We start from the raw sequence: 12,275 nt of genomic DNA on the forward strand, positions 1-12,275 counted from the left end.
TCCGGGACGGTCCGGCCGTCTCGTCGAGGCCGTTCCCGAGGGGGTCTAGTAGCCGTCTAGTAGCTCGGAAGGCTGCGCGGGCCGAGGTCCGTGCGGGGTGGTGGTGGGGCGAGCCGGACCGTCGCGCCGAGCACGGAGAGGCCGTGCGGGGCGACGACGACGGGCTCCAGGGCGATCGCGACGACCTCGGGATGGTCGTCGACCAGCCGGGAGACGCGCAGCAGCAGCTCCTCGAGGGCGGGGGTGTCGACGGGGGCGGAGCCGCGCCAGCCGAAGAGCAGCGGGGCGGTGCGGATGGCGCGGACCAGCTCGGCGGCGTCCCGGTCGGTGGCCGGGACCAGGCGGTGGGACATGTCGCCGAGCAGTTCGGAGGCGGCGCCGGCCAGGCCGAAGGAGAGCACGGCGCCGACCGCCGGGTCGATGGCCGAGCGCACGACGGTGTCGACGCCGCGCGGCACCATCGCCTGGACGACCGGCAGCAGCTCGGCGGGCTTGCCGAGGGCCTCGGTCAGTTCGGCGTACGCGGTACGGAGTTGTTCCTCGCCGGCGAGGTCGAGGCGTACGCCTCCGAGGTCGGGGCGGTGGCGCAGGTGGGGGGCGGTCGTCTTGAGGGCGACCGGGTAGCCGAGCCGGTCGGCGGCGTGAACGGCGGCGTCGGGGGTGGGCGCGGGCAGGGTGGGGAGCACGTCGATCCCGTACCGCCCGAGCAGCTCGCGGGCCGCGTGGGCGTCGAGGGTCACGCCGCGGGCGTCCGCGTCCGGCCCGAGGGCGCGCTCGATCTGCGCGGCGGCCCCGGCCTCGTCGATCTCCTCGAACTCGGGCACCCGTCCGGGCTCGACGGCCTGCCGTCGCCACTGCCCGTACCGGACCGCCTCGGCCAGCGCACGCACGGCCCGCTCGGCCGCGGGGTAGGCGGGGATCCCGCCGGGGCGGGTGGGAGTAGCGGGGGTGGGCGGGCCTTCGGCCGCCGTCGGGGTGGCAGCGGCCGGGGGTGCCTGCGGGGCAGGGGCCGGGGGTCCCTGCGGGGCCGGGGCCGGGGCCGGTGGCGTGCGCCGAGCCGGCGGTCTCGTGCTGGTGGCCGCCGAGAGGGCCTCCGCCAGGCCGCCCATCTCGACGTGGACGACCACCACCGGCTTCGCCGGCAGCGGGGCGGCGGCGACCGCCTCGCGGAGCTGGGCGGCGAGGACCTCGCCGTCGCCGGACTCCACCGCGCCGTTCTCGCCGACCCAGGGGATCGCGGTCACCACGACCGCGTCGCACGCGTCGTCCACGAGCGCGGCCGCCAGCGCGGTGCGGAAGTCCGCGGGGCTCGCGCCCGTCGTCAGGTCGAGCGGCCGCAGTGGGCGGAGCCCCTCCGTCAGGCAGGCGTCGTACGCGAGCAGGCCGAGCGACTCGGAGTTGCCGAGGATGGCGACGCGCGGCCCGGCCGGCAGCGGCTGGCCCGCGAGGAGGAGCCCCGCGTCGACGAGCTCGGTGACCGTGTCGACGCGGATGACCCCGGCCTGCCGGAGCAGCTCGGAGACGGTGGCGTACGGGATCCGGGTGACCGGCACCCGGTGTCCCGGCGGCGCGCTTCCGCTGTGCCGCGCGCCCCTCACCACGACGACCGGCTTCACCGCCGCCGTGCGCCGGGCCAGCCGGGTGAACTTCCGCGGGTTCCCGATGGACTCCAGGTACAGCAGGACGACGTCCGTCTCCGGGTCGTCGTACCAGTACTGGAGGAAGTCGTTGCCGGAGACGTCCGCCCGGTTGCCCGCGGAGATGAAGGAGGAGATCCCGGCGCCGTGCCGGTGCAGTCCCGCGAGGAGCGCGATACCGATCGCGCCGGACTGGGTGAAGAGCCCGATCCGTCCGGCGGCCGGCAGCCGCGGCGCCAGCGAGGCGTTCAGCCGGACGTCGGCCGAGGTGTTGATGATCCCGAACGCGTTGGGCCCGATGATCCGCATGCCGTACGAGCGGGCCTGCCGCACCAGTTCCCGCTGCCGGTCCCGGCCCTCCCCCGACCCGGTCTCCGCGTACCCCGCCGAGAGCACGACGAGGCCGCGCACCCCGTGCTCGCCGCAGTCGGCGACCGCTTCGGGCACGCGCTCGGCGGGGACGGCCACGATCGCGAGGTCCACCGGTTCGCCGATGTCCCCGACGGAGCGGAAGGCCGGCACTCCTTCGAGCGTGCCGGTCTCCTCGGTCAGGGCACGGTTGACCGCGTACGTCCGTCCGGTGAAGCCGCCGTCCAGGAGGTTGCGCAGGACCGTCCGGCCGACCCCGCCCGGGGTACGGCCCGCTCCGACGACGGCGACCGAGCCGGGGGTGAGGAGCCGCTGCACGGAGCGCGCCTCCGCTCGCTGCTCCCGGGCGCGCTGCACGGCGAGGGAGCGGTCGGTGGGCTCCAGGTCGAGGTGGAGCCGTACGGAACCGTCCTCGAAGCTCCGCTTCTGGGTGTATCCGGCGTCCGTGAAGACCTTGATCATCTTGGTGTTGGCGGGCAGCACCTCCGCCGCGAACCGCCGGATGTCCCGTTCGCGCGCCACCGCCGCGATGTGTTCGAGCAGCGCGGAGGCCACGCCGCGCCCCTGGTGGGCGTCCTGGACGAGGAAGGCGACCTCCGCCTCGTCGGCGGGCGAGGAGGCGGGCATGCCGCGGTCGTCGATCCGGTCGTACCGCACGGTGGCGATGAACTCGCCGCCGACCGTGGCCGCGAGGCCCACCCGGTCCACGAAGTCGTGGTGGGTGAAGCGGTGCACGTCCTTGGCGGAGAGCCGGGGGTAGGGCGCGAAGAAGCGGTAGTACTTCGACTCGTCGGAGACCTGCTCGTAGAAGCTGACCAGCCGGTCGGCGTCGTCGGCGGTGATGGGCCTGATGCGCGCGGTGCCGCCGTCGCGGAGGACGACGTCCGCTTCCCAGTGGTCGGGGTACTCGTGTTCCGCTTGCTCCGGCCGTTCCGACGCGCTCTGCATGGGCCAAGCGTACGGCCGGGGTACGACACGGGCACCGGTCGCGCGGCACGTGTGCGCCATGCAAGGTAAGGAGGACCGAACGGCCCCCCGGCGGGGGCCGAAGGTCGGCGACGAGCACCCCGCGACCCGTGAGAGACTGGTCTAGACAACCCGCTTGAGACTTGAAGGGCAACACCATGGCTGAGCGCCGCGTCAACGTCGGTTGGGCCGAGGGCCTGCACGCCCGCCCCGCCTCCATCTTCGTCCGTGCCGCCACGGCCTCCGGCGTCCCCGTGACGATCGCCAAGGCCGATGGCAACCCGGTGAACGCCGCGTCGATGCTCGCGGTGCTCGGTCTGGGTGCGCAGGGCGGCGAGGAGATCGTGCTCGCTTCGGACTCCGAAGGCGCCGAGGCCGCGCTCGACCGTCTGGCGAAGCTGGTTGCCGAGGGTCTCGAGGAGCTCCCCGAGACCGTCTGACGGATCTCCGGCCGGACGGACGTCCGGGCCGAATTCGCGGGAAGCCGCACACGCCGAAATGACGGCGGGTGCGGCTTCTTTCTTTTCCTGATTCCGGGCCGCTCCGCGTCGCGATTCCAGCATTCCGGGCAGCACGAAGAAAGCCCCCGAGAATTCCCGCTCTTTGTATACGGCCCGCTCGTTAATTCCGGCCGCTCGCGGTGTTGACGACATGTTGCGAAGTCCTCACACGCCCGCGCGGCGGACGGTCGGGGCGCTTCAGCCGGTGCAGCAGCAGAGAGCGCTCGGCGTGCAGCGCGGTCAGGGCGCGGGCCCGTTCGGCGTCGCCGCGCGCCACCGCGTCCACGATCGCCCCGTGCTCCGCCCACGCCTCGACCGGCTGGGCGGGGGCCTCGACCGCGTACATCCAGGCGATCTTGTGCCGCAGCTGGGTGAGCAGGGCGGTGAGCGCCGGGCTGCCCGAGGCCTGCGCCAGGGTCTCGTGGAACCAGCCGCCGAGCGAGCGCAGATCGTCCCCCTGTCCGCGCCTGGCCCGCTCCTGCCCCAGTCTGACCAGGCCGCGCAGCACCTTGAGGTGCGCGTCGGTACGGCGCTGCGCGGCCCGGGCGGCGCCGAGCGGTTCAAGCAGCGAGCGCATGTCCAGGAGGTCGGCCGCCTCCTGCTCGGTGGGCTCGGCCACCTGCGCGCCCGCGTGCCGGCGGGTGATCACGAAGCCCTCGGACTCCAGGGTGCGCAGCGCCTCGCGGACCGGGACGCGGGAGACTCCGTATCGGCGGGCCAGCTGCTCCTCGGTCAGCCGGCCGCCGCGCTCGAAGACGCCGGTGACGATGTCGTCCCGGATCGCCGTGCACACCGAGTGCGCGGGAATGCGCATGATCGACCTCCGCCTTAATACGCGCGAAACCGGTTGTCCGGTGACTCTATTGCAGCGGGGCGGCATTTCCGACGGGTCCTCGTTAACCATGGATATCTTTTGGTCAGCGATGGGTCAGCGAAAAGCCCCGGCTCAGTACGAGCCGGGGCTTTTCTGACGTGCGCGGCCGGTCGGTCAGACGTTCACGCCGCGGGCGCGGAGGTACGCGACCGGGTTGATGTCGGAGCCGTACTCGGCGGTGGTGCGGGCCTCGAAGTGGAGGTGCGGGCCGGTCGAGTTGCCGGTCGACCCCGAGATCCCTATCTGCCGGCCCGGAGTGACGGACTGGCCGACGGAGACACTGATGGCCGAGAGGTGCCCGTACTGGGTGTACGTGCCGTCGTTCATCCGGATGACGATGTTGTTGCCGTACGCGCCGCCCCAGCCGGCCTCGACGACGGTGCCGGAGCCGACGGAGACGACCTTGGTGCCGTAGGCGGCGTGGAAGTCGACGCCGGAGTGGCTGCCGGAGGACCAGAGGGAGCCGCCGGCCTGGTAGCCGGTGGAGACGTACGAGCCGGCCACGGGGGACTGGAAGGAGTTCAGGCGCTTGCGCTCGGCCTCGCGGGCGGCGCGCTCCTTGGCGGCGCGGACCTCCTTGGCGCGGGCCTCCGCCTTGCGCTTGGCCTCCGCCTTGGCGCGGGCCTCGGCGACGCGCTTCGCCTCGGCCTCGGCGGCCTCGCGCTCCTGCGCGGCGGCCTGGGCGTCGATCTTGTCGGCGAGGGCGTTGTCGGCGACGACGACCTGGGTCAGGCCGGTGTCCTCCAGGGAGGGGGCGTCCGTGTCGACGGCGAGCGCCGGGGAGGCGAGGGTGCCGATGACGCCGGCGGTGGCGAGGGTCGCGACGCCGGCGACGCCCGCGCTGCGGCGCGCCAGACGGCTCGGACCACGATGCTTCCCGGTGGCACGGGTGAACGCCATGTAGTGGCTGATCCTTTCCTTCCTTCTCGCCTACCGGGTTAGCTGACGGGTTCGGAGCAGGAAGGTCTCCTACGGGCCCCTCCGCACGGATGCGAAGGCGTCCGATTCACCCCAGGGACTTCGTGTGGGTCCCCGGCTCCCCAGGCTCGCGCCTGACGGGGACTCGGCGATGACTGTCCGATGCCGCGGGTGCGGCGGGTGCAACTGGCGAACAGCCGGACCGACGCTATGCGGATCGTCTTTCAATCACCAAACAGACACGCCTGTTTGTAAGACATGCCACAGGGCATACAACCACGCTATACATCAATACGGACAAAGCGGAGGACCCTGACGTAACGTGACGTCAGGGTCCTCCGGACACTCCGCCGCAGCAGCGGCGCGGCTCAATCAGCCGGTGACGACGGTGACTTCGCCGATGCCGAGGGCCCGCACCGGCTCCTCGATCTCGGCCGCGTCACCCACGAGCACGGTGACGAGCCGGTCCACCGGGAAGGCGTTGACGACGGCCGCCGTCGCCTCGACCGTGCCGGTCTCGACCAGGCGCGCGTACAACTGCGCCTGGAAGTCGTCCGGGAGGTGCTGCTCGACCTGGTCGGCGAGCGTCGCCGCGACGGAGGCGGCGGTCTCGTACTTGAGCGGCGCCACGCCCACCAGGTTCTGCACGGCCACGTCGCGCTCGGCGTCCGTCAGACCCTCGGCCGCGAGGGTGCGCAGCACCTTCCACAGGTCGTCAAGTGCCGGGCCGGTGTTGGGGGTGTCCACGGAGCCGCTGATGGCGAGCATCGAGGCACCGTTGCCCGCGCCGTCGGAGCGCAGGACCTGACCGAAGGCCCGGACACCGTAGGTGTAGCCCTTCTCCTCGCGCAGGACGCGGTCCAGGCGGGAGGTGAGCGTGCCGCCGAGGCAGTACGTGCCGAGGACCTGGGCGGGCCAGACGCGGTCGTGCCGGTCGGCGCCCACGCGGCCGATCAGCAACTGGGTCTGGACGGCGCCCGGCCGGTCGACGATGACCACACGGCCGGCGTCGTCGGCCGTGATCGGAGGCATGGGCCGGGACTCCGCGCTGTTCCCCGTCCAGGCGCCCAGCGACTCGGCGAGGACCTTGTCCAGGTCCACGTCGGTCAGGTCGCCGACGACCACGGCGGTCGCCGTGGACGGCCGGAGGTGGGTCTGGAAGAAGGCGCGGACGGCGGCGGCGTCGATGGCCGCCACCGTCTCCTCGGTGCCCTGGCGCGGCCGGGACATGCGGGACTCGGCCGGGAAGAGCTCCTTGGAGAGCTGCTTGGCCGCCCGGCGGGCCGGGTTGGCCGTCTCGTGCGGAATCTCGTCGAGACGGTTGCGCACCAGACGCTCGACCTCGGTCTCGAGGAACGCCGGCGCGATCAGAGCCTCGGAGACCAGCCCGAGCGCCTTGGGCAGCCGGGAGACGGGAACCTCCAGGGAGACCCGTACGCCCGGGTGGTCCGCGTGCGCGTCGAGCGTGGCGCCGCAGCGCTCCAGCTCGGCGGCGAACTCCTCGGCGGTGTGCTGGTCGGTGCCCTCGGTGAGGGCACGGGCCATGATCGTGGCGACACCGTCGAGACCGGCGGGCTCGGCCTCCAGCGGGGCGTCGAAGAAGATCTCGACGGCCACGACCTGCTGACCGGGACGGTGACAGCGCAGCACCGTCAGGCCGTTGTCCAGCGCCCCGCGGTCCGGGGCGGGAAAGGCCCAGGGCCTGGCCGAGCCCGGCTCGGGCTGCGGGTGGAACGTCATGCTCGTCAAAGACGCGGCAGCGTCGGTCACTGGTCCGCTCCCTCTTCCTCGTCGCTGTCGCCCTGCTCGGCGTCGCTCTGTTCGGTACCGACGGGCTCGTAGACCAGCACCGCGCGGTTGTCCGGCCGCAGCCGGGCCGCGGCGACCTCGCGCACCTCGTCGGCCGTGACGTCCAGGACCCGGTTGACCGCGGTCAGCGCCAGCTGCGGGTCGCCGAACAGGACCGCGAAGCGGCACAGTTCGTCGGCGCGTCCTGCGACCGTGCCGAGCCGGTCCAGCCACTCGCGCTCCAACTGGGCCTGGGCGCGCTCCATCTCCTCGGGCGTCGGGCCCTCGGCGGCGAACCGGGCCAGCTCCTCGTCGACGGCCGTCTCGATCTCGGGCACCTCGACGCCACCGGAGGTCTTGACGTCCAGCCAGCCCAGCGATGGCGCGCCGGCCAGCCGCAGCAGGCCGAAGCCGGCGGCCACGGCCGTACGGTCGCGGCGCACGAGGCGGTTGTGGAGCCGGGACGACTCGCCCCCGCCGAGCACGGTCAGGGCGAGGTCGGCGGCGTCGCACGCGCGCGTGCCGTCGTGCGGGAGGCGGTAGGCGGCCATCAGCGCGCGGGCCGGGACCTCCTCCTCGACGACCTCGCGCAGCTGCTCCCCGATGGTGTCGGGCAGCGCGCCGTCGCGCGGGGGCAGCTTGCCGTCGTGGGACGGGATGGAGCCGAAGTACTTCTCGACCCAGGCCAGCGTCTGCGCCGGGTCGATGTCGCCGACGACCGACAGGACCACGTTGTTCGGCGCGTAGTACGTACGGAAGAAGGCCCGCGCGTCCTCCAGCGTCGCCGCGTCCAGGTCGGCCATGGAGCCGATCGGCGTGTGGTGGTAGGGGTGGCCGTCGGGGTAGGCGAGGGCGGTCAGCTTCTCGAAGGCCGTGCCGTAGGGCACGTTGTCGTACCGCTGGCGGCGCTCGTTCTTGACGACGTCCCGCTGGTTCTCCATGGACTCGTCGTCCAGGGCGGCGAGCAGGGAGCCCATGCGGTCCGCCTCCAGCCAGAGCGCGAGCTCCAGCTGGTGCGTGGGCATGGTCTCGAAGTAGTTGGTGCGCTCGAAGCTCGTCGTGCCGTTGAGCGAGCCACCCGCGCCCTGCACCAGCTCGAAGTGGCCGTTGCCGTGGACCTGCTTCGAGCCCTGGAACATCAGGTGCTCGAAGAGGTGGGCGAGGCCGGTGCGGCCGGCGACCTCGTGGCGGGAGCCGACGTCGTACCAGAGGCACACCGCGGCGACCGGGGTCAGGTGGTCCTCGGAGAGCACCACACGCAAGCCGTTGGCCAGCCGGTGCTCGGTCGCTGTCAGGCCGCCTGAGCCGGCCTCTGCCGTGGCCGTGTGACCCATGGGCATGTACGTCCCTTCGATCGCGATATGGAAAAGTCCTCCCACCCTATGCAAGCGCACTGACACCTCGCGAAGTTCCCACAGGTTCCCGGCGTCCCTCTTCCGGGTCGCGGGGCGTCACGGACGGCTCACGAACCGCTCATACCCGGGTCGCGGTCGGCGTTGTCGGTGGGACGGTCCACAATGGTCCGCGTCAGATCAACCTTGTTGGTGAAGGAGCCGCAGCCGCGATGGCCCGCCGCAGCACGAAGACACCGCCGCCGGACGACGCGTTCGAGGAGAGGATCCTCGACATCGACGTCGTCGACGAGATGCAGGGCTCCTTCCTCGAGTACGCGTACTCGGTGATCTATTCCCGCGCGCTGCCGGACGCCCGCGACGGCATGAAGCCGGTGCAGCGCCGCATCGTGTACCAGATGAACGAGATGGGGCTCCGCCCCGACCGCGGCTATGTGAAGTGCGCCCGCGTCGTCGGCGAGGTCATGGGCAAACTGCACCCGCACGGCGACGCGTCGATCTACGACGCGATGGTGCGCATGGCCCAGCCCTTCTCCATGCGCCTCCCGCTCGTCGACGGCCACGGCAACTTCGGCTCGCTCGGCAACGACGACCCGCCGGCCGCCATGCGGTACACCGAGTCGAAGATGGCCGCCGCCGCGCTGATGATGACGGAGTCCATCGACGAGGACACCGTCGACTTCACCCCGAACTACGACGGCCAGGAGCGGGAGCCGGTCACGCTGCCGGCCGCGTATCCGAACCTGCTGGTCAACGGCGCCTCGGGCATCGCGGTCGGCATGGCGACGAACATGCCCCCGCACAACCTGGGCGAGGTCATCGCGGCCGCCCGGCACCTGATCCGCCACCCGAACGCGGACCTCGAGGCGCTCATGCGCTTCGTGCCGGGACCCGACCTGCCCACCGGCGGCCGGATCGTCGGCCTCTCCGGCATCAAGGACGCCTACGAGAACGGCCGCGGCACGTTCAAGATCCGCGCCACCGCGACCGTGGAGGACGTGACCCCCCGGCGCAAGGGCATCGTCGTCACCGAGCTGCCCTTCACGGTCGGCCCGGAGAAGGTCATCTCCAAGATCAAGGACCTGGTCGGCTCCAAGAAGCTCCAGGGCATCGCCGACGTCAAGGACCTCACCGACCGCAGCCACGGCCTGCGCCTGGTCATCGAGGTCAAGAACGGCTTCGTGCCGGAAGCGGTCCTGGAGCAGCTCTACAAGCTGACGCCGATGGAGGAGTCCTTCGGCATCAACAACGTGGCGCTGGTCGACGGCCAGCCGCTCACGCTCGGCCTCAAGGAGCTCCTCGAGGTCTATCTCGACCACCGCTTCGACGTGGTGCGCCGGCGCTCCGAGTTCCGCCGGACGAAGAAGCGCGACCGGCTGCACCTGGTCGAGGGCCTGCTCGTCGCGCTGCTCGACATCGACGAGGTCATCCGCCTCATCCGCTCCAGCGAGAACTCGGCGCAGGCGAAGGAGCGGCTGATCGAGCGCTTCTCGCTGAGCGAGGTCCAGACGCAGTACATCCTGGACACCCCGCTGCGCCGGCTCACCAAGTTCGACCGGATCGAGCTGGAGACCGAGCGCGACCGGCTCAACGGCGAGATCGACGAGCTGACCGGGATCCTGGATTCCGACAGCGAGCTGCGCAAGCTGGTCTCGGCGGAACTGGCGGCGGTGGCCAAGAAGTTCGGCACCGACCGGCGGACGGTCCTGCTGGAGTCGGCGGGCGCTGCGGTCACCGCCGTGTCCCTGGAGGTCGCGGACGACCCCTGCCGGGTGCTGCTGTCCTCGACGGGCCTGCTGGCGCGTACGGCCACGGCGGAGGTCCCGGCCCCCGCCGAGGACGGCAAGCGGGCGAAGCACGACGCGATCGTGTCGGCGGTCCCGGCGACGCAGCGCGGCGACATCGGCGCGGTGACCTCCACCGGCCGGCTGCTGCGGCTCGCGGTGATCGACCTGCCCCAGCTACCGGACACGGCCGCCGCGCCGAACCTGGCGGGCGGGGCGCCCCTGGCGGAGTTCCTGACCCTGGAGGACGACGAGACGGTGGTCTGTCTGACCACCCTCGACGAGTCCTCGCCGGGTCTGGCGCTCGGCACGCTGCAGGGCGTGGTCAAGCGCGTGGTCCCGGACTATCCGGCGAACAAGGACGAGCTGGAGGTCATCACCCTCAAGGAGGGTGACCGGATCGTCGGCGCGACCGAGCTGCGGACGGGCGAGGAGGACCTGGTCTTCATCACCTCCGACGCCCAACTGCTGCGCTACCAGGCCTCGCAGGTACGGCCCCAGGGCCGGCCGGCGGGCGGCATGGCGGGCATCAAGCTGGCGGACGGCGCCGAGGTGCTCTCGTTCACGGCGGTGGACCCGGCGGTGGACGCGGTGGTCTTCACGGTCGCGGGCTCCACGGGCACGCTGGACGACGGTGCCGCCACGTCGGCGAAGCTGACGCCGTTCGACCAGTACCCCCGCAAGGGCCGTGCGACCGGTGGTGTGCGCTGCCAGCGGTTCCTGAAGGGCGAGGACGTGCTCATCCTGGCCTGGGCTGGCGCGACCCCGGCGTTCGCCGCACAGGAGAACGGCACGCCGGTGGAGCTGCCCGAGGTCGACCCCCGCCGCGACGGCTCGGGCACCCCGCTGCCGAAGCCGGTGACGGTGCTGGCGGGCCCGGCGAGCTAGCCCTCGTCGTCCGGATCGTTCTCCCGCTCCTGTACGTACCGCAGGACGCCCCACATGCTGTGCTCGTCGGGGGCGTCCTGCGGGCCGTTCACGCGGCAGCCGTCGAGCGCCTTCCGCAGGGCCCCGGCGTCGATGCCGGAGCCGATGAGGACGAGTTCGGTGAGCCGCTCCTGCCCGGCGGTCCAGGGCTCGGGGTAGAAGCGCAGGAACCTGCCGACGGCGTGCACGGCGTAGCGGTTGGCGGGGTCGGCGGCGCCGAAGTCGAGGAAGCCCTTGATGCGGTACAGGCCCTCGGGCCGGGAGTCGAGGAACTCCATGAGCCTGCGGGGGTGGAGCGCGGTGCCGGAGGTCAGGGAGAGGGTCTCGTAGGCGGCGTGCGGATGGTCGTGCGCGTCGTCGTCCCCGTACAGCAGGTCCTCGATCGACATCTGCCCCTCGATCTCCCCCTCGGGCACGACCCGGTCGAAGAACAGCTCCGGGTCGACCCGCCCGTGCGCGGCCCGGACCACGGCGGCGCGCCCGGCGAGCTCTGCGACGACCTCATGGACGGCGTCCACCTCGTCGACCCCCACCCGGTCGACCTTGTTGAGGACGACGAGGTCGGCGAGGGCCAGATGCCGGTCGGTCTCGGGGTGCGCGCCCCGGGTCCGCGCGAACTCGGCGGCGTCGACGACCTGCACGAGCCCGCCGTACACGACCCGCTCGTTCTCGCTGGCGAGCACCATCCGCACGAGCTCCTGGGGCTCGGCAAGACCGCTCGCCTCGATGACGATCACGTCGAGCCTGGCCTCGGGGCGGGTGAGCACCTCCAGGTACTCGTCCAGCTCACTCGCGTCGACGGCACAGCACAGGCACCCGTTCCCGAGCGAGACGGTGGAGCCGACCTGCCCGGCGACGGTCATGGCGTCGATCCCGATGTCCCCGAAGTCATTGACCATGACACCGATCCGGGTCCCCCGGGCGCTGCGCAGCAGCTGGTTGAGCAGCGTCGTCTTGCCCGACCCGAGAAACCCGGAGAGTACGACGACGGGAATCTGCTGCTTGGTCAAGGGAAACCCCTCCGACGACTCGACACACACCAAAGCCCCCAGAATAGGCACTAGGCGCAAAGAACCCCGCAGCCACCGACGGCGAGCGTCGGAGGCGACGCGACTGCCCACCAGGCGCACGGGCACGGCGGCCCGAGAACCCCACGCTCT

General features: G+C 72.1%; 8 protein-coding genes and 1 riboswitch. Of the genes, 2 read left to right on the top strand and 6 right to left on the bottom strand.

Annotated features, from left to right (window positions below; all coding sequences use genetic code 11):
- Positions 1–56: 56 nt before the first annotated feature.
- Positions 57–2,954, bottom strand: a complete 2,898-nt coding sequence (locus ACFWRO_RS08290; protein WP_384506060.1) for a GNAT family N-acetyltransferase — start codon at positions 2,952–2,954, stop codon at positions 57–59.
- Positions 2,955–3,130: 176 nt separating this feature from the next.
- On the opposite strand from ACFWRO_RS08290, the gene ACFWRO_RS08295 reads away from it, so the two are divergent.
- On the top strand, positions 3,131–3,412 hold the full coding sequence (locus tag ACFWRO_RS08295; RefSeq protein WP_384506063.1) for an HPr family phosphocarrier protein: 282 nt from the start codon (positions 3,131–3,133) through the stop codon (positions 3,410–3,412).
- A 181-nt stretch (positions 3,413–3,593) separates the two neighbouring features.
- On the opposite strand, the gene ACFWRO_RS08300 is transcribed toward ACFWRO_RS08295, so the two are convergent.
- From ACFWRO_RS08300 to ACFWRO_RS08315, 4 genes are all read right to left on the bottom strand, one after another.
- Complete coding sequence (locus ACFWRO_RS08300; protein ID WP_384506066.1) at positions 3,594–4,286, bottom strand: GntR family transcriptional regulator; 693 nt, start codon at positions 4,284–4,286, stop codon at positions 3,594–3,596.
- A gap of 174 nt (positions 4,287–4,460) precedes the next feature.
- On the bottom strand, positions 4,461–5,246 hold the full coding sequence (locus ACFWRO_RS08305) for a M23 family metallopeptidase (protein WP_384506069.1): 786 nt from the start codon (positions 5,244–5,246) through the stop codon (positions 4,461–4,463).
- A 12-nt stretch (positions 5,247–5,258) separates the two neighbouring features.
- A riboswitch (cyclic di-AMP (ydaO/yuaA leader) is annotated at positions 5,259–5,425 on the bottom strand.
- 211 nt (positions 5,426–5,636) lie between these two features.
- Positions 5,637–7,004: a M16 family metallopeptidase gene (locus ACFWRO_RS08310; RefSeq protein ID WP_384506342.1), complete on the bottom strand. Its 1,368-nt coding sequence runs from the start codon at positions 7,002–7,004 to the stop codon at positions 5,637–5,639.
- Between the two features lie 26 nt (positions 7,005–7,030).
- The gene (locus tag ACFWRO_RS08315) at positions 7,031–8,386 is read right to left on the bottom strand and encodes a M16 family metallopeptidase (RefSeq protein ID WP_384506345.1); all 1,356 of its coding nucleotides are present in this window, start codon (positions 8,384–8,386) and stop codon (positions 7,031–7,033) included.
- A 230-nt stretch (positions 8,387–8,616) separates the two neighbouring features.
- Between ACFWRO_RS08315 and ACFWRO_RS08320 the strand changes: the two genes are divergently transcribed.
- On the top strand, positions 8,617–11,076 hold the full coding sequence (locus ACFWRO_RS08320; RefSeq protein WP_384506072.1) for a DNA topoisomerase (ATP-hydrolyzing) subunit A: 2,460 nt from the start codon (positions 8,617–8,619) through the stop codon (positions 11,074–11,076).
- On the opposite strand, the gene ACFWRO_RS08325 is transcribed toward ACFWRO_RS08320, so the two are convergent.
- Positions 11,073–12,125 carry a CobW family GTP-binding protein gene (locus ACFWRO_RS08325; RefSeq protein ID WP_384506074.1) on the bottom strand — a complete coding sequence of 351 codons (1,053 nt, stop codon included), beginning with the start codon at positions 12,123–12,125 and terminating at the stop codon, positions 11,073–11,075. The two genes, ACFWRO_RS08320 and ACFWRO_RS08325, sit on opposite strands and share 4 nt — an antisense overlap.
- Positions 12,126–12,275: the final 150 nt, after the last annotated feature.

The organism is Streptomyces sp. NPDC058579 (assembly GCF_042718575.1).
Classification (GTDB): Bacteria; Actinomycetota; Actinomycetes; order Streptomycetales; family Streptomycetaceae; genus Streptomyces.